Annotated in this window: 12 protein-coding genes; 3 read left to right on the forward strand and 9 right to left on the reverse strand. The window is 71.5% G+C overall.

Annotated features, from left to right (window positions below):
• Positions 1-31: 31 nt before the first annotated feature.
• From Dsi01nite_RS18480 to Dsi01nite_RS18495, 4 genes are read right to left on the reverse strand one after another with little or no spacing between them, the layout of a single operon-like run.
• Positions 32-1300 (reverse strand): ABC transporter substrate-binding protein, encoded by a 1269-nt coding sequence (locus Dsi01nite_RS18480; RefSeq protein WP_203847412.1) that lies wholly within the window; start codon positions 1298-1300, stop codon positions 32-34.
• 35 nt (positions 1301-1335) lie between these two features.
• Positions 1336-2340, reverse strand: coding sequence for a LacI family DNA-binding transcriptional regulator (locus Dsi01nite_RS18485; protein WP_203847413.1), 1005 nt, complete (start codon positions 2338-2340; stop codon positions 1336-1338).
• A gap of 29 nt (positions 2341-2369) precedes the next feature.
• Positions 2370-5678 carry a discoidin domain-containing protein gene (locus tag Dsi01nite_RS18490; RefSeq protein ID WP_239135984.1) on the reverse strand — a complete coding sequence of 1103 codons (3309 nt, stop codon included), beginning with the start codon at positions 5676-5678 and terminating at the stop codon, positions 2370-2372.
• A gap of 25 nt (positions 5679-5703) precedes the next feature.
• The gene (locus Dsi01nite_RS18495; RefSeq protein ID WP_239135985.1) at positions 5704-7455 is read right to left on the reverse strand and encodes a glycoside hydrolase family 127 protein; all 1752 of its coding nucleotides are present in this window, start codon (positions 7453-7455) and stop codon (positions 5704-5706) included.
• 214 nt (positions 7456-7669) lie between these two features.
• On the opposite strand from Dsi01nite_RS18495, the gene Dsi01nite_RS18500 reads away from it, so the two are divergent.
• Complete coding sequence (locus Dsi01nite_RS18500; RefSeq protein WP_203847415.1) at positions 7670-8695, forward strand: LacI family DNA-binding transcriptional regulator; 1026 nt, start codon at positions 7670-7672, stop codon at positions 8693-8695.
• Here the strand turns inward: Dsi01nite_RS18500 and Dsi01nite_RS18505 are convergent.
• From Dsi01nite_RS18505 to Dsi01nite_RS18520, 4 genes are all read right to left on the reverse strand, one after another.
• On the reverse strand, positions 8666-9037 hold the full coding sequence (locus Dsi01nite_RS18505; RefSeq protein ID WP_203847416.1) for a GntR family transcriptional regulator: 372 nt from the start codon (positions 9035-9037) through the stop codon (positions 8666-8668). The genes Dsi01nite_RS18500 and Dsi01nite_RS18505 overlap by 30 nt on opposite strands.
• Before the next feature lie 110 nt (positions 9038-9147).
• Positions 9148-9723 (reverse strand): HD domain-containing protein, encoded by a 576-nt coding sequence (locus Dsi01nite_RS18510; protein ID WP_203847417.1) that lies wholly within the window; start codon positions 9721-9723, stop codon positions 9148-9150.
• Positions 9724-9750: 27 nt separating this feature from the next.
• On the reverse strand, positions 9751-10266 hold the full coding sequence (locus Dsi01nite_RS18515; RefSeq protein ID WP_203847418.1) for a hypothetical protein: 516 nt from the start codon (positions 10264-10266) through the stop codon (positions 9751-9753).
• 49 nt (positions 10267-10315) lie between these two features.
• Entirely contained in the window at positions 10316-11776 is a 1461-nt protein-coding gene (locus Dsi01nite_RS18520; RefSeq protein ID WP_203847419.1) for an MFS transporter, read from the reverse strand.
• A 61-nt stretch (positions 11777-11837) separates the two neighbouring features.
• Here Dsi01nite_RS18520 and Dsi01nite_RS18525 point away from each other — a divergent pair, with 61 nt between their 5' ends.
• Together Dsi01nite_RS18525 and Dsi01nite_RS58345 are read left to right on the forward strand one after the other, a co-directional pair.
• Entirely contained in the window at positions 11838-12461 is a 624-nt protein-coding gene (locus Dsi01nite_RS18525) for a TetR/AcrR family transcriptional regulator (protein WP_203847420.1), read from the forward strand.
• A 74-nt stretch (positions 12462-12535) separates the two neighbouring features.
• Positions 12536-15949, forward strand: coding sequence for an Hsp70 family protein (locus Dsi01nite_RS58345; RefSeq protein ID WP_203847421.1), 3414 nt, complete (start codon positions 12536-12538; stop codon positions 15947-15949).
• A 63-nt stretch (positions 15950-16012) separates the two neighbouring features.
• Here the strand turns inward: Dsi01nite_RS58345 and Dsi01nite_RS18535 are convergent, their stop codons facing one another.
• A complete protein-coding gene (locus Dsi01nite_RS18535) occupies positions 16013-18376 on the reverse strand; it encodes an IPT/TIG domain-containing protein (protein WP_373318791.1) in 2364 nt (787 codons plus the stop codon).
• Positions 18377-18412: the final 36 nt, after the last annotated feature.

Raw genomic sequence — 18412 nt, forward strand, 5'->3', positions numbered from 1 at the left:
CTGCCCCTGCTGCCAGGGGCAGGCCGAGGGGTTACTTCTTCAGGGAGGCGGTGAGGGCGGTGGCGCCGTCACCGAGGGACTTCTGCGCGTCGCCGAACAACGCACCACGGAACGCGGTGTTCCACGGGCTCTGCGGGTCGTTGTAGGTGGCGTTGAAGTTCTTCGCGTACGGCGTCTTGCCCTTGCCCATCAGGTTGTTGATGGTGACGACCCGCGGGTCGGCCGAGGAGTACTTGTTCGAGGCGAGGTCGGTGCGCGTCGGCACGCCCTTGCCCTTCGCCACGACCTCGACCTGGGCCTCGTCGCCGAGGGTCCAGGCCAGGAAGTCCCAGGCCTGCGCGGCGTGCTTGCTGGTCGCGCCGATGCCGATCGAGTCGCCGCCCACGAACGTCGACTCGCCCCCGTTGATGCCGCTGATCGGTGCGATGCCGACCTTGAACGCGGCCTTCTCCTCGATGATGCCGAGCCACGCCGACGGCGCCGGGGCGATGCCGATCTTGCCGCTCTGCAGCGCGCCGAGCCAGGTCGGGCCGGCCTCGTCCTTGGACGCCGGCGCCGCGACGCCCTCGTCATAGAGCTTGCGGTACAGCGCGAAGACCTCCGCCATCTCCTTCGAGTCGATCGTGGAGGCGGTGCCGTCGGCGTTCATCACGTCGCCGCCCGCGGCCCACACCGACGGCCACAGGGTGAAGACGTTGCAGCCGCCGCAGTTGCCGCCGAAGTAGGTGCCGTTGATGTCGCCGCCGAGCTTGTCGACGGCGCGGGCGGCGGCGGCGAACTCGGTCAGCGTCTTCGGCGGCTTCTCCGGGTCGAGGCCCGCCTTGGTGAACAGGTCCTTGTTGTAGAGCATCACCGACATGTCGATGGTGTGCGGCACCGCGTAGTTCTTCTTGTTCCAGGTGCCGTTGCGCACGTGCGCTGGGGCGACCTTGTCCTTGACCGGCAGCGCGTTGAACTTGTCGGTGATGTCCAGCCACAGGCCCTGCGAGGCGTACTGGGGTGCGAAGACGACGTCGGAGGCGAACAGGTCCGGCAGTGCCTTGGCGCCGGCGGCGGAGGCGAGCTTCGCCGGGTACTCCTCGTTCGGGTATGCGGTGACTTGGACCTGGTTCTTGTGGGTGGCGTTGTAGGCGGCGGCGTAGGCCTTCGACACGGACTCGGTGGCGGCCCGGGTCCACATGGTGAGGGTGGCGCCGCTGTCCGCGGCCTCACCGGTCGCCGCCGGCGACTCGTCCGATCCGCAGGCGCCGAGCGCCAGCAATAGGGTGGCGGCGACGGTGCCGCTCAGTAAACGGTTCAAGGTCTTCCTCCTCGACTCATTGTTTGTGAGCGCTATCAAAAAGCAAGGGCGGAGGTGCTTTCACGCACGACGAGGTCGGGGGCGGACCGGTGTTGCCCGGTCTGCCGCACGCCCGCCGCGATCTGGGTGACGAGCAGGTGCATGCTGCGCCGGCCGAGCTCGGCGAAGTCCTGCCGGACGGTGGTCAGCGGGGGCTGCAGGTATGGCGCCTCCGGCATGTCGTCGAACCCGACGACGCTGACCGCGCCGGGCACGGCCCGCCCGGCCTCGTGCATGGCGCGCAGCACACCGATCGCCATCTGGTCGTTGCCGCAGAACACGGCGGTGACCGCCGGGTCCGCGGCGAGCGCGCGGCCGGCGGCGTAGCCGGACCGCGCGCTCCAGTCGCCGGGCAGCGCCCGTGGCACCGGCAGCCCGGCCGCCTCGAGCGCGGCCTGCCAGCCGGCCATCCGCTCGCGGGCCTCCGGCCACTCGGGCGGCCCGGCCACATGGTGCACGGTGCGGTGGCCGAGCGCGATCAGGTGCCGGGTGGCGAGCCCGGCGCCGGCGGCGTTGTCGACGGCGACCATCGGCACCTCGGGCATCGCGTGCACGTCGATGCCCATGCCGACGATCGGGACGTGCGCCGGCACGTCCAGCAGCGAGCGGCCGAGCGCCGTCCAGGCCGCGGCGACCGGGGCGAGGGTGATGATCCCCTCGACCGCCTGTTCCCGCAGCCGGCGGATCGCTTCGGTGACGGAGGGCACGTTCAGCTCCCTGGCGCTCGCGATGCTGACGAAGTAGCCCGCTTCCCGGGCCGCGCGTTCGATGGCGTGGACCATGAACGACGGCCCGAACAGCGTGGTGTCGAAGGTGACCAGGCCGACGGTCTGCGACCGGTTGGTGGCGAGGGTCCTGGCCGCGACGTTGGGCTGGTAGTCCAGCGCCCGCATCGCCGCGAGGACCCTGGCCCGGGTCTCGGACCGGACGCTCGGGTGGTCGTTGACCACCCGGGACACGGTCTGGTGGGACACCCCGGCGAGGTGGGCGACATCCCGCATCGCCGGGGGCCTTCGAACGGAGTGCATACCTACGGACCGAACGCTTTGACTTCGAGGAGCCCGACCGATGCCGTGCCGCTCTGCAGCAGCACCCGCAGCCTCGTGGTGCTCACCGCGGTGAACGTCACGTGGTTGTACTGGTTGATCCCGAGCGGATAGCCCGAGGCGCCGGCGACGTCCACGTAGGCGGTGCCGTTCCAGTACTGCAGCTTCCACGAGGCGGGCAGCCGCACCCCGCCGTTGTCGTCGAAGAAGTAGACGTCGGCGGAGTTCAGCGTCTGCGCGGTCGGCCAGGTCAGCAGGCCCCACTGCTCGCCCGTGTTGGGCCAGGTGCCCCAGCGCGGGTTGACCGTGTCGTTGGAGCTCGGCGGGTCGATGCCGTCGTTGAGGGCGGCGACGCTCTCCCACGCCGAGGTGTACGACGCGCTCGGGGTGGCGCTCGTGGCGAGGTTGCCGCCGCCCGTCGGTGGTGGCACCGTGCCGCCGCGGTTGTAGACCTTCACCTCGGTCAGGCCGGTCTTGAAGCCCGACGCGTGGGTGACCTGCACCCGCAGCCTGGTGGTGTTGACCCCGGTGAAGTTGACCACGTTGTAGTTGGCCCGTGGGGTGCCCGGTGTCTTCACCGCCCCGGCCACGTTCACCCAGGCGCTGCCGTTGTAGTACTGGACGGTGTACGAGCTGGGCTGCCGGTAGCGGTTGGTGGCCCGGTCGTTGCGGAACCACAGCCGCACCTCGTCCACGGAGCGCGCCTGCCCGAGGTTGAGCTCCAGCCAGTCGGTGGCGTTCGGCGAGCCGTAGGTGCCCCACAGCGGTTCGTTGATGGGGAACCCGTCGACCGCGTTCGCGCCGGCCGTGCCGCTCGCGGTGTAGGACGCGGTGGTGGCGACACCCTGGGCGTAGTTCGGCAGGGTCGAGGTCAGGTCGACGCCGGCCTTGTTGAACATGTCGACCAGTTGCGTGCTGCTCTGGCTCACCTGGGTCGGCGACTGCAGGCCCGAGTAGGCCGCGCTGAAGTTGACCGTCGCGCCGCCGCCGGCCGGGAACGTGACCGCGCCCGTGGCGGGGTTCCAGACCAGGCGGACCAGCTTGTCGACGGTCGCCACGCGGGTGCCGTTGACGAAGATGGAGTAGCCCTGCGGGATGCCGCTGTACTTGACCACGCCGTCGGCCGGGTCGTCCCACACGACGCTGAGGTCGGCGTTGCGGTAGCGCAGGTTGTTGGCCGCGAAGTTGGGCCAGCCGATGTTGAGCGGGCTCAGCTCGACCTGGTTGTCGTTGCGCGGCCGCAGCCCCATCACGTCCTCGATGACGGTCCAGTTGCTGCTGCCGAGGATGTTGTGGTGGATCCAGGACCGGTAGTCGATGTTCTTGGTGCCCGCGTTCCAGTCGGCCCAGAACTCGTTGGCGTCCGGCCACTGGGTGCTGCCGCCGATGTACTGCGCCCAGGCGTTCCAGTACAGCAGCTTCTTGTAGTCCTCGGTGGACATCCACTGGTTCGGGTAGTTGCGCAGCACCGAGGAGTACAGCCGGAACTGCACCGTGGAGTTGATGGTGGAGAAGTTGTTGCTGCCCGGTGAGCCGGCCGCCGCGGCCGCTGCCTTGTCCTTCTGGTTGGCCGTGAAGAACGGGAACACCGGATACTCGGCGGGGTCGGCGAACAGCCGCAGCGCCTGCTTGTACTCGTCGGTGTTGGGCATCGCGCCGACCGAGTACGGGTAGTAGTTGTTGATTTCCTTCCACGGCACCAGCGTGTTGGTGGACACGTGCCGGTGCTCGATGAGCTTGTTCGTCGAGTCCCACAGCGTCGACACGATCGCGTTGCGGATGCGGTCCGCGATCACCTGCATCTCGGCGGCCTTCGTGGTGTTGCCGATCGCCGTGTAGGCCTGAACCGCGGCGAGCGCTCCACTGTAGACATACGCGGACTCGGCCCGGTCCATGTTGCCGGAGCGCCAGTGGAAGGACACCGCGTCGGCGTCGTTGCCGGTGAGCGCGCCCCAGTCGTATTCGATGAGGCCGTTGTTGTTGTGGTCGTAGAAGGACAGCTGGCCCTTCACGTCGCCCTCGGCGTACTTCGCGAGGTTCCCGGCGATCGCGGGCTGCCCGCCGTGGATCTGATAGCTGCGCCAGGCGGCCTCGGCGATGTACTGCGTGTAGCTGTTGGACCAGTTCTCCGGGTCGCCGGGGTTGTCCATGAACCTGCCGCCCTTGGAGGTCTGCCCGACGGACAGCCACGGACCGTAGGAGTAGGCGGCGTTGCGCAGGTACTTGAGGTCGTCGATGTGCATCGGCTGGGTGAGCGCGATCGCGTTGTTGTAGCCCAGCGCGCCCTCGACCGACACCGGGAACTGGAAGTCCTGCCCGGGGATGTCGACGTCGAGGTAGTTGAAGCGCATCAGCCACCAGCGGTAGTAGATGTTCTTCTTGATGGCCGGTTCCGGCACGTCCAGGTAGGGCACGTTGACGGCCCACCAGCGGTTGTACTCCCGCACGTGGGTGGAGAACGCGGTCGCCGCGCTGTAACCCTTGTAGGTGTTGTACTCCGTCAGCGAGTCCGGGATCTCGTTGGCCACGAAGCCCAGCAGGACCTTCGTCGTGACCGTGGCGCCGGCCGCGATCGTCACCGACCGGTTCAGCCCGCCGCTGGTGGCGGTGAACCCGTCCGCGGACAGCCGCGGGTAGAGGGTGGTGAGGTTGTTCTTCACGTTCACCTGCCCGGTCAGCTCGTTGCCGCTGCCGGAGGTGGCGTAGGGCGAGGTGACCCGCAGCGCGATCGTCTGCGACGCGGTGCCGGTGTTGGTGATCGCCAGGTTGTCGACCGCGACGTTGTTCTGGGTGATGAACTTCGTCTGGTTGATCCGCAGGGATCCGTTGGTGTGCACGCTCTTCCAGTGGCTCGGCGCCTGCCACCGCTGCGACACCTGCTCGGTCCAGGTGCCGGTGCCGGCGGTGACGGTGAACGCGCCCTGGCCGTTGATGCTCTCCCAGTAGGCGACGTCGCCGCCGAAGCCGAGCGTCGCCGGGGTGTGCGTCTTCATGAACACGCCCCGGCCGCGGCTCATCAGCCAGGTGCCGGCGGGGTCGTTGCCGGGCCGCGCGAGCAGCCGGTCCATCCAGTAGTCGGTGCCGCCGCTCTCCGCGTCGAAGATGGCCTGCATCGTGTTGCCGGTCGTCATCGCGACCGGCGGCGCGGGCACGGCCGGCCCGCTGAACGTGGGGTAACCGATGGTCTGTGCCGCGGACGCCGGTTGGGCGGCCAGGGTCGCGGCGGCGGTGGAGCCGGTCAGGACGGTCGTCAACGCGAGTGCCAGCCTGAGTTTCCAGCGGGGGTGTGGCATCGCGTCACCTCCATTCGGGTGGTGGTCAGGTGGTGGGCAGCCAGATCCGCATCGTGGAGGGCCCGCGCCGGGCCCAGCGGTGGTAGGGCACGAGGGTGACCACGATCGGATCGGAGCTTTCGGGGTTTTCGTTTTGGCTCTGGTACGGCCAGTCGCGCTCGACGGGCTTGATCAGGCGCCCCTTGACGGCGTTCGCCTCGGGCGCGACGGACGTGTCGACCTGGATGTCGTCGAGGGTGACGCCGTCCTCCTGGTCGACCGACTCGGCGCACATGACGACCGGGCCGACCTCAACGGCCGCGCAGCCACGGGTCGCGTCGACGCGGGCGTCGGGAAACGTCCAGCGGGGCTTCATCGGCAGTTCGAGGCGCACCTGGTCGCCGTCGCGGCTCGGCGCAGTGCCGTGTGCCCAGGCCGGCACCCGGAAGGTGACGGCCCGGTCGGCGGTGACGCTGCCGCCGTCGGGGTAATCGGTTTCGACGGTCAGCGGCGTCCCGTCCAGCTCGACGGTCATCGGCGCGAACTGGTGCACCTGGACGCCGGAGTCGTCCTCCGTCACCAGGTAGCTGCCGAGCGAGGCGAGCAGCCGGGCGACGTTGTTGAGGCAGCAGGAGACCTCGAACCACGGGGCGCGCGGCCCGCCGCCGAAGCGCAGCTGCTCCCGGTCCGGCGGCACCGCCTCGGTGGCGGTGCGCTGGTGCAGGGTGTTGGCGTAGAAGAAGGCCTGCCCGTCGTCGGCGACCGCGGTGGCGATCACGTTGTGCAGGACCCGGTCGACGATGTCGCCGTAGCGCAGGTCGCCGGTCGCGAGGAGCAGGCGGTGCGCCAGCATGACGGTGGCGACCCCGGCGCACGTCTCGGAGTAGGCGCGGTCCGGCGGCAGGACGAAGTCGTCGCCGAACGACTCGTCGAGGTGCCGGGAGCCCATGCCTCCGGTGATGTACGTGCGCCGGGCCAGGGTCCGGTCGAGCTGTCCGGCCACGGCGGCCAGCAGCGCGTCGTCGCCGGTCTCCACGGCCACGTCGACGGCCCCGGCGGCCAGGTACAGCGCCCGGACCGAATGCCCGTGGAACACCTCGCCGGCGCGGACCGGCACGGCGTCCTGGAAGTACCGCCACCCGAACTCGTGCTCGGGCAGGCTGCGGTGCCCGCGCCGCTCGACGAACCGGGCCGCCTGGTCGAGGTAGCGTTCGTCGCCGGTGACCCGGAACAGCTCGACGAGCGCCGTCTCGATCTCCGGGTGGCCGCAGATCCGGTCGTCGTCCTTGAACGTGTCGCAGATGTGGTCGGCGACGCGGCGGGCCACGTCCGGCAGGCCCCGCGCCCGGCCGGTGCGGGCGGCGGCCACGCCGGCCTGGATGAGGTGCCCGGCGCAGTAGAGCTCGTGACCGAAGTTGAGGTCGCTGTACCGCTCGGGCTGGCCGGGCCGGCCGAACGCGGTGTGCAGGTAACCGTCGGCGGCCTGCGCCCCGGCGATCATCGCGGTGAGCTCGTCGAGCTGCCGGTCGTAGTTCGTGCCGCCGGGCCGGACGGACTCCCAGCACATCGCCTCGACGTGCTTGTACACCTCGGAGTCGGAGAACTCGCGCCCCCGGCGGCGCGCCGTCCCGGTGCCGGTGGTGGCGAAGTTGCCGGTCCAGCCGAGGCGGTCCAGCCAGGTGCGGCAGTGCTCGATCGTCGCGGTGCCGTTCACCGCCTGCCGCTGTGCCCAGAACCCACCGGTGATGCGGACCCGTCGCGGGTCGACGGGCCGCAACGCCCCACGGGAAGGGAACACCGGCCCTCCGCTGGCCACCGTCACGTGGCACCGCCTTCCGTTCTCGAAAACCTTTTCGGAAGAATGGCAGCCACGCTCCGCCGTGTCAACGGTCGATTTGTGCGCGCTCACTTCCGGGATACGACCTGCGTGTGCCCCTGTGACAGTTGTGACACGCAACCGCGCATGTGTATGCTCGCCGAAAAGTTTTCGGTGCTTTCATGAAAGGATGCCGGTGAGCAGGAAACGCGCGCAGGTCACCCTCACGGACGTCGCCAAGCTCGCCGGCGTCTCGGTCGCGACCGCCTCCAAGGCGCTCAACGCCCGCGACGAGGTGGCCCCGGCGACGCGGCGCCGGGTCCAGCAGGCCGCCGAGGAACTTTCATTCCAGCCCAACGTCCTCGCCCGCGGCCTGATCTCCGGCAACACCCGCACCATCGGCCTGCTCACCGACGAGCTCTCGGCCGCGCGCTTCGCGATCCCGGTCCTGCTCGGCGCCGAGAACGCGCTGGGCAACGAGCAGATGAGCGTGCTGCTCTGCGACGCCCGCGGCGACGCGATCCGCCGCCAGCACTACATCCGCACGCTGCTCGCCCGGCAGGTCGACGGCTTCATCATCCTCGGCGACGCCAACGACCTGCGCCCGTCGCTGACCCGCAGCATCCCGGTGCCGGTCGTCTACGCCTACTGCGAGTCCGACGATCCGGCCGACCTGTCCGTGGTGGCCGACGACGCCGGCGGCGCCCACCTGGCCGCCGAACACCTCGTGTCGCTGGGCCGCCGGCGCATCGCCCACATCACCGGCGACCCCGGCTACCGGGCCGCCCGCGACCGCGCCCAGGCCTTCACGGTCCATTTACAGGAAGCCGGTCAGTCCCTGGTCGGCGAGCCCCTGTTCGGCCAGTGGTCGCAGCGCTGGGGCCGGCACGCCACGTCCCGCCTGCTCGCCTCGCACCCCGACATCGACGCCATCTTCTGCGGCAACGACCAGATCGCCTCCGGTGTCACCGAGGCCCTGCGCGACCTCGGCCGCACCTGCCCCGACGACGTGGCAGTGGTCGGCTACGACAACTGGGAGGTGTTCGCCACCGAGTGCCGCCCACCACTGACCACAGTGGACCTCAACCTGGAACAGCTCGGCGCGACCGCGGTGCGGCACCTGTTCGCCGCGCTCGACGGCGACCAGCACTCGGGCGTCGTGCGCCAGCCCGGCCGCCTGGTCGTGCGCGAGTCAACCGGCGTGGCCCCCGCGGGCCGTTAGCGCCGCCTCGGCGATCCGCAGCGCCTCCCCGGCGTCGAAGCCGACACTCGCGACCACGGCCGCGTAGTCGGCGGCGGCGCGGCGCACCCGCTCCCGCACCTGCTCCCCCGCCGCCGACACGAAGGAACCGGCCCTCCCCCGCGTCTCGATCAGCCCCGCCTCCTCCAGCTCCCGGTAGGTGCGGGCCACCGTGTTGACCGCCAGCCCCAGATCGGTGGCCAGTCCCCGGATGGTCGGCAGCTTGTGCCCGACCGGCAGCGTGCGGTCCTGGATCTGCTGCGCGAACTGCAGGCGCAGCTGCTCGAACGGCGGCACCGCCGAGGTCGCGTCGATGACGAACATCCCCGGATCCTCGCTGGTGCCCAGCTCGGCTCCAACGGCGGGTGGCGCGGTGCTCGATCACGGCGTGGCCGTGCTCCTCGACCCACCGGACCAGGCCGACGACGGGCGCCTCAACCGATGGCGTCGAAGTCGGGCTCGCCGTACCGGCGCACCATCGCGGCGAACCGCTCCGCCTTGTCCTCGCCGAACCGGCGCACGGCGACGGTGTACGCGGCCGCCGACACGAACTTCGGCGGGGTGCTCTTGCTGTGGAACTTGTCCGCGTACATCACCAGCCGCTCCTCCTCGGTCTCGGCGACGTAGTCACCCGGTGGGATCGGCAGCCGCTGCCCGGCCACATCGGCACGGGTGATCCCGACGCCGGTGTGGCGGGAACAGAACCGGCACACCGGCTCGGGCAGCCCGGCGTCGCGGAGCAGCTCGTGGCCGAGCACTCCGTGCCGGATGTAGTTCGCGTGGTCGAGGGTGCCGGTCGCGTCATACAGCCGGTACACGCCGATGTCGTGCAGCAGGCACCCGGCCCGCACCAGCCCGACGTCCACCACGGGAGCACCGTCACGGGTCAGGAGCTGCTCGGCGATCCGCCACACGATCCGGCAGTGGGTGTACACGAGGTCGAACGCGTCCGCAGTCGGGGCGTGCCGCTCGTGCAGCGCTCGGATCTCATCGTCGGACGGCACCCACATCCCGCCATGATCCCATTCCGTGGTCGACTACTCCGCCTCGAAGCCGCCGCGCTCCCGGGCCAGCGCGAGCCACTCCAGCCACCTGACCCAGACGGGATCGGTCTCCAGGGTGGTGCGTTGCTCCGCCGGCACGCTGGCGTACGCCGCCAGGGCTTCATCGATTTCGCGCACGCTCACCAGCCACCGGTCGTTCGACATGAGCTTGAACGCCGGAATGCCGGTCCTCCCTGCGGCGGTCTGGGACCGCCAGCGCAGGCTGGCCTCCCGCCAGCGTTGCCGCGCCTCAGCGTCGCCGCCCGGTTTGGCGTCCCCGAACAGGGACTGGTCGATCTCCGCCGCGTAGCCCATCCCCGTCAGCGCCATGATCTCGTTGATCCGGCCGAAACGGCGACACCGATCGAACTCGTAGGGCCCCAGGTCACGGAGGCGCTTCCACTCCTCCCCGCAGTTCGGATCGTGCACGCAGCCACGTCCCGACTCCTCGCAGGCCTCGAAGTCCTCGCGGGCGGCAAAGACGTCACCGAGTTCCAGATCGATTCCCACGCGGCGATCATCGTCCGGCGCCGGCCACCCCGCCAGCCGGTTTCCGCCATCACGCCGCGACAGGATCGGACTCCGGAGCCGCGGCGGGCGCCGGTGCGGGTGCGGGGGCCCGCAGCAGCAGGGCGAGGACGAACGCGATCGCCATGACGCCCGCGCCGCATAGGAAGACCGTGTCGATGGCCGTCACGAACGCCGCCGGGGCGGTCGGGGCGCCGCTGCCGAACTTCGTGCCGGCCGGGGCGTTCGCCAGGTACACCCGCAACAGCACGGTGCCGAAGACCGCCGCACCGAAGGCGCTGCCGAGGCTCTGCCCGAAGCGGATCGCGGTGGTGGTGACGCCGAGCTGGTCGGCCGGGACCGCCTGCTGCGAGAGCAGGATGAGCTGGCCGAGCAGCTGGCCCAGGCCGGCGCCGAACAGGAACAGCGCGGCGAGGATCTGCCAGGTCGGCGTCGCGACGTGGACGAGGCTGAGCAGCCCGAGCCCGAGCGCCGCCGTCGCGGTGCCGAGCAGGACGGTGCCGCGCACGGGCCAGCCGCGGCGCTCCAGTGCGATTGCGAGCAGGCCCGACAGGGAGATGCCGACCGCGACCGGGATCAGGAACCGGCCGGCGGCGCTCGGCGTGGTCCCGCGGACGACCTGGAGGTAGACCATCACGTAAACGATTGCGGCCATCATGGCCACGCCCAGCAACGCCTGGATGGGCAGCGCCACGCGCAGCGTCGGGTTGCGGAACAGCGACAGCGGCAGGACCGGTTCGGCGGCGACGGCCTGCCGCCACAGGAACAATGCGACGAGCATGGCGCCCCCGACCGCGAGGGCGATGGCGGGGGCGGACGTCCAGGCGTACCGGTGACCGCCCCACTCGGCCAGGAGCAGCAGTGTGGACGCGGCGGCGGCGACGAGCGCGGCGCCGAGATAGTCGACGCGGTGCCGGCGGCCGGGCAGGGGCAGCCGCATCGCGGTGGCGGCGACGGCGAGCGCGAAGAGGCCGAGCGGCAGGTTGACGTAGAAGATCCAGCGCCACTGCCCCGAGTCGACCAGCACGCCGCCGATCAGCGGGCCGGCGACCATGCCGAGCCCGGCGACGAGGCCGGCCATGCCACCGCGGCCGCCGCGCTCGCCCGGTGCGCTGACCTGCGCGATGACGACCATCGTGACGCTCATCAGCCCGCCGCCGCCCAACCCCTGCAGGCCGCGGAACGCGATGAGCTGGTCCATCGTCCGCGCCATGCCGCACAGCGCCGAGCCGAGCAGGAAGACGCCGACGGCGGCGGCGAAGACCCGCCTGGCGCCGTGGATGTCGCAGAGCTTGCCGTACAGCGGCAGCGCGGCCGTGGCAGCGAGGGCGTAGCTGGTGATCAGCCAGGGCAGCCGCTCCAGGCCGTGCTCGGGGTCGAGGTCACGGACGATCGGCACCGTCGCCGCCGACACGATGTTCTGGTCCAGGATCGCCAGCACGATCGTGACCAGGCACGCCAGCATGGTCAGCCGTTTCTGCAGCGGAGTCATGCCGGCTATACTGAGTCAAATTTTATGATGAGTCAACATTTATATCTGGTACGGTTATCGCATGGTCGACGGGCCCGGCCTCCGGGAGCGCAAGAAGCTGGAGACGCGCCGCGTGCTGTGGCAGGCGGCGGTGCGCCTGTTCGACGAGCGCGGCTACGACCAGGTCTCGATCGCGGAGATCGCCGCGGCCGCCAACGTGTCGAAGATGACCGTCTTCAACTACTACGCGACCAAGGAAGACCTCGTGTTCGGCCCGATGGAGGAGCACATCGAGGACTTCGCGCGGGTGATCCTGACCCGGCCGCCCGGCACCGGCGTGGTCGCCGCGCTGCGTGAGCACTTCCTGGAGCTGCTCGCCAACCGTGACCCGGTGTCCGGCCTCAACGACCTGCCGCAGATCCGGGCCCTGCAGCTGCTCATGCTGCGCACGCCCACCCTGCAGCCGCGGGCCCGGATGTTCTTCCACCGCAGCGAGGAGGCCATCACCGCGGCGCTGCGGAAGGAGACCGACGAGCTGACCGCGCGCATCGCCGCCGGCCAGATCATGACGGTGCGCTCGACCCTGATGCAGACCAACGTCGAGCAGCTCTGCAAGGGCCGCACCATCGACGAGGTGTACCCCGAGGCGATCGCCGCCACCAACCGCGCCTTCGACCTGCTGGAGCACGGCCTCGCCGCGCTGTGAGCCTCAGCCCGTCACACGGTATCGGTGACTGTTCGTACGGTGACCGGTGTTGCATCGACCACTACGGTGTCGGCATGCGCGCAGATCGGGTGCGGCTCGGCATCGACTTCGGCACGTCGAGCACCGTCGCCGTCATCGGCCAACCGGACGGTCAGGTCCGGCCCCTGTTGTTCGGTGAGACACCCATCCTGCCGTCGGCGGTGTGCGTGGACTGGCGGGCGGCCGAGGCCGCGTTCCTGGTCGGCCGGGACGCGATCCATGCCGGCCGGGCCCATCCGGACGCCTTCGAACCCAACCCGAAGCTGCGCGTCGACGACGGCTCCGTCCTGCTCGGCCCCGCCGAACTCCCGGTCACCACGCTCATCGGGGCGGTGCTGCGCCGGGTGGGCACCGAGGCGGAGCGGGTCACCGGCGCCCCGGTCGGCGAGGTCACCCTCACCCACCCGGCGTCGTGGGGACCGCGGCGCCGCGCCGTGCTGCAGGAGGCCGCCCGGGGGGCCGGGATGGCCGAGCCGGTCATGGTGGCCGAGCCGGTCGCCGCCGCCGCGTACTTCGTCGAGGCCCTCGGCCACGCCGTCCCGGTCGGCCAGTGCGTGGTGGTGTACGACTTCGGCGCCGGCACGTTCGACGCCTCGGTCGTCGGCCGCACCGACGACGGGTTCACGGTGCTGGCCGAGGAGGGCCTGCGCGACGCCGGCGGGCTCGACATCGACAACTCGGTCGTGGCGTACTTCGGCGCGACCTACGGCGTGGCCAACGGCGACCTGTGGCGCCGCCTGACGCACCCGGAGACCCCGGCGGACCGGCGGTCGTCCCGGCACTTCTGGGACGACGTGCGCACCGGCAAGGAGATGCTCTCCCGCTCCTCGTCGACGTCGATCTTCCTGCCGCTCGTCGAGGCGGACGCGCTTCTCGGCCGGGAACAGCTGGAGCACCTGGCCCGCCCCCTGCTGGACCGCACGGTCACCGCGACGGCCACCGCGATCCGGGCCGCGCAGGTCGACGCCTCCCGGATCGCCGGGGTGTTCCTCGTCGGCGGGTCGAGCCGGATCCCGCTCGCCGCGACCCTGCTGCACCGGACCCTCGGCATCGCCCCGACGATCATCGAGCAGCCCGAGCTGGTCGTGGCCGGCGGGAGCCTGATCGCCTCGGCGGCCGCGACCGCCAGTCCCGGCACCGCATTCCCGCCGGCGTTCGGCTCGGCGTCCGTCCCGGCACCCGCTCAGGTGTCACCGGCGGCGCAGGCTCCGGCCACGGCGCCGGTGTCTCCAGCCGTGTCTCCGGTGGCACCTCCGCTGGTGTCTCCGGTAGCGCCTCCGCTGGTGTCTCCGGTAGCGCCTCCGCTGGTGTCTCCGGTAGCGCCTCCGCTGGTGTCTCCGGTAGCGCCTCCAGTGGTGTCGACGCCCGCGGCTCAGATGTCACCGGCGGCGCCCGGCGCAGCGGAGACACAGGACGCATCGGCGAGCGCGGCCGCTCCGGTGTACACGCTGCCGTCGACGGATGTGCCGTCGACGTTCGAGCAGCAGGTTCCGCCGCCATGGGAACAGACACCGGTCGAGCCGTTCGCCGCCGGCCCGGCGAGTGCGGCCCCGGTCTCGCCCGGCGCGGCTCCCGTCTCGCCACCCGCCGCGCAGTTCTCCGCCGCTCCGACGTCGCCGGTCAATGCCGCCCCGATGGCCCAACCAGTCAGCGCCGCCCCGATGTCCCAGCCGGTCAGCGCCGCACCGGTCTCACCGCCGGTCAGCGCCGCACCGGTCTCACCGCCGGTCAGCGCCGCACCGGTGTCGCCCGGGGTGAGCGCGGCTCCGGTCTCGCCGTCCGCCGGGCAGTACCCCCTTCAACCCGTGAGCGCCGCCCCGGGTGCCGCGTGGTCTCCCACCTCTCCACCGGTCGCCGCGCCCGACGCCTCGTGGCCGCCCGCGACGCCGTTCGCCGCCGCACCGCCCGTTTCGCCCGCCGCGCCGCACTCGGCATGGCCACCGGCGTCACCGCTCGGCACCGGACCGGCGTCACCGCTCGGCGCCGCGCCGGCACCGCTGGGGTCCGCCGCGGTCGTGCGTGGCCTGGGGATCGCCGTCGTGGTCACCGCCCTGCTGCGGTTCGCGCTCATGTTCGGCGACAACGGGCCGGCCTCGCTCATCCTGCACGAGGGGTACGAACCGGTCTTCGACTACACGGCCCTCGCGCTGCTCGTCGCCCTCGGCGGATGGCTGATCGCCCGCCCGGGCGCGGGCCGGCCCGCGATGGGCCTGGTCGCCGGGCTCGCCCCCTGGGCGCTCCTGCCGATCGTCGGCTCCCTCGGTCTCATCTCCCGCTTCTACGACTGGGTCGACGAGTACCCACTGTTCCCGCCGCTGCTCGTGCTCCAGCTCCTCACCCTGCTCACCGTCGCCGGTCTGGTCTGCCGAGCGGCGCTGCGAGCCGGCACGTCCCGGCGGCTGTTGCCGATCGGGCTCGGCGGTGTCGCGTTCGGCACCGCGGTCGCCGCCCTGCTCTGGCTGTGCTCCGGCTATGTCCGCATGCTCGCGTCCGCCGAGCTGGCCCGGTTCGGTCTGGCGATCGGCGTCGGCACCGCCGTCGTCTACGCCGCGGCGGGCTCCCGCGCGTGGGCCGGGTGGGTCATCGGCGCCTGGACCGGCGGCGGGCTGCTGTGGTTGGTCGGCGCCGGCTTCGGCCAGAGCTCGCCGGGGACGGACGCGCTGACGCTGACGCTCGTGTTGGTGCTGCTCGCGGTCGCCGCCGTGTTGCTCGTGGTCCGGCTGCGCACCGACCGCGACCCCGGGGCACCGCAGCGGGGCCCGGCCAAGGGGCCGGCCACCGTCGCGCTCGTGGCCGCCGGCATCGCCGCCATCGGGGTCGCGCTGGTCGCGTTCGAGCAGCTCGAACGGTGGTCCTACATCGCCGGCCCGTACGACGTCGCCGAGATGTTCGGGGAGTTCGCCGGGCTCGCTGTGCTGCTGTGCGGGCTGCTGCTGCTCTGTGCCCGGCGCAGCACCGGCGCGGCGGCGTACTTCGTCGGCGCGGTTGCCGGCCCGGTCAGTCTGCTGGCCAGCCCGTACCTGCTGGACATGATGGGGTGGCAGCTCACCGCGGGGCTGGTCCTGGGTGGCCTCGCGGCACTGATCCTCGTCGTCGTGCTGGTCCGCGCGGCGCCGACCCGGCTGTCCTGGCCCCTCACCGGTGGGGCACTGGCCAGCCTGCTGCTGCTCTGGTGGGCCGGGACCGCCGTGCCGTTCCTCCACGTGGACGACACCGACCGGTGGCTGGTGCTCGCGCTGGCCGTCGCGATCCCGGCCGCCGCGATCTGGAAGGGCGGCATGGTCACGGCCGGCACACTGTTCGGTGTGGCCTGCAGCTCGGTCGGCGCGCAGTTCATCGCGGTGGACGAGCGGGTCGACGAGGGTCCCGGCCTGCTGCTGGCCGTCGCGGTCCTCGCCACGCTCGCCACGGGCTTCGCCGCCGCGCGGACCGCCCAGCACCAGGAGTGATCCGGAAGACCTTGCGCACCCCTGGGTACCCAAGGTCTCCCGGATCATGAGAGATCATGAGTGTCAGGACGAGAAGCGGCGCTCCCGGCCGGCCCGCAGGGCGAAGAGCCCGGCCACCAGCATGGCCAGCCCGGCCACCGCGAGCCGGGCCACCGGCGCGCCGGTGACCGCGAGGTCCGACGTGGCGGCGGCGACGGTGACGGCGAGCTTCATCGCGTGCGGGTTGCCGTCGGGGTCGACGCCCTGCGCGGCGAGCGTGTGCGCGCCCGCGACGAGGCTCGGCGGCACCGTGACGGCCTTGGTGAAGTTGCCGTCCTGGTCGGTGACGACGGTGCCGAGGACGACCGGGTCCGAGTAGATGGTGATCGTCGCCGTGGAGTGCGGTGCGAAGCCGGTGCCGATGACCACGATCTGCTGGCCGGGTTCGGCGGTCTTGATCGCGCCCTTGTCGGTGGTCAGGGTGAGGCTCGTGTCGGGCGGCGTCGTCGGCACCACCGGCGCCGTCGGAGTGGCCGCGGCCTGGCCCGAACCGGGCGCGGAGTTACCGGCGGCCGAGGTGGCCACGACCGTCACGGTGTAGCTCTTGCCGGCCTCCGCACCGAGGACGCAGCCGGTCTCCTGCGCGGTGGCCGTGCAGGTCGCCGGGCCCGGGTTCGCGCTCACGAGGTACCCGGTGACCGGGGAACCGTTGGTGTCCGGCGCCGTCCAGCTCACCGCGATCGACGACACGCCCGCCACCGCGAGGACCCCGGTCGGCGCGCCAGGCGCGACCGGATTGACGGTCAGCCCCGCCGCGTTGCTCGCCGCGTCATCGCCGGAGGAGTTGTGGAACACGGCGCGGTACTGCCGGCCGGTGTCGGCCAGGGCCGGCGTGAACGTCAGCGAACTGGTCGTCGCGCCGGGCACGTCGGTCCAGGTGCCGCCGGCGGTGGACGTCTGCCAGCGCACCGTCGGCGTCGGGTTGCCGGCGGCGGCGGCGGTGAACGTCACCGGGCTGCCGAAGGTCGCGGTCTGCGCCGTCGGGTGCGTGGTCACGCTCGGCGCGGCGAGGCAGGCGCTCGCGGCCTCCGGGGTCAGCTCGTACTTGACGCCGGTCATCGCCGCCAGCGGAATGACGACGCCCGTGTATTCGAACCCGCTCGCCTCCGTGTCCGTGCCGCCGTAGGCGTAGACGGTGACGTCGACGGGGCCGCTCGCGTGCGACGGTGTGGTGATCGTGAACGAGGTGTCGGTGTGGCCGACGTTGAGCGTGCTCATGTCGGCGGTGTTGCCGGTGTCGAACTCCACCTGCATGACGCCGATGAGGTTGGTGCCGGTGATCGTCACCGTGTCGCCGCCGCCGGGGCTCCCGGACGAGGGCGAGATCGACGTGATCGTCGGGGTCTCGTCGTAGTGGAAGGTGATGGCGTTGGAGTCGCCGCCGGGGCCGGTCGCGACGATGTTGACATCGCCGGCGGCGTGCGCCGGTGAGGTGAAGGTGAACGAGGTGTTGTTGACTTTCGTGAACGACGCGGACACGCCGTCGACCTTGACGTCCGTAATGGTGCCGTGTCGGAGGCCGGTGACGGTGTGGGTCTGCCCGCCGGCGACGTTGGCGTACGCCGGCGACGAGCAGCACAGGACCGGCGGCTGCAGGTATTCGAACTGGACCCCGGCGGCCGAGGAGCCGTCGGGAGTGGTGACGACGACGTCCACCGCGCCGGCGGTGCCGGCCGGGCTGACCGCGGTGATCTGGGTGGCGGAGTCGACGGTGTACGACGTGGCGTTGACGCCGCCGAAGGTGACCGCGCTGGCGCCGGTCGCGCCGGTGAAGTCGGTGCCGGTGATGACGACGCTCGTGCCGCCGGCCTCCGGGCCGGAGTTGGGCGTCAGCAGGGTGATCACGGGCGCGGGCGACGCGTAGGTGTAGGACGACGCCAGGCTGCCGGTGCCGCCGGGCCCGGTGACCGCGACGGCGACCGCCCCGTTGGCGTGCGCCGGCGTGACCGCGGTGATCTGGGTGGCGGAGTTGACGGTGTACGAGGTCGCGTTCATGCCGTCGAACGTCACCGCGCTGGCTCCGGTGACCCCGGTGAACCCGGTGCCGGTGATGACGACGCTCGTGCCACCGAGGTTCGAACCGGTGGTCGGCGACAACGACGACACCACCGGCGCGGGAGGCGCCGTGTACGTGTACGTGGCCGCCGTCGAGCTACCGCCGGCGGTGGTGACGACGACGTCCTTCGCGCCCGCGGTGCCGGCCGGGCTGACCGCGGTGATCTGCGTTGCCGAGTTCACGGTGTACGACGTCGCGTTGTTGCCGTCGAAGGTGACCGCGCTGGCTCCGGTGGCGCCGGTGAACCCGGTGCCGGTGATGACGACGCTCGTGCCGCCGAGCGTGGTACCGGTGTTCGGCGACAACGACGACACCACGGGCACCGGCACCACGTACGTGTACGTGGTGCCCGTCGAGCTGCCACCTGC

This window comes from Dactylosporangium siamense, assembly GCF_016862795.1.
Taxonomy (GTDB): Bacteria; Actinomycetota; Actinomycetes; order Mycobacteriales; family Micromonosporaceae; genus Dactylosporangium; species Dactylosporangium siamense.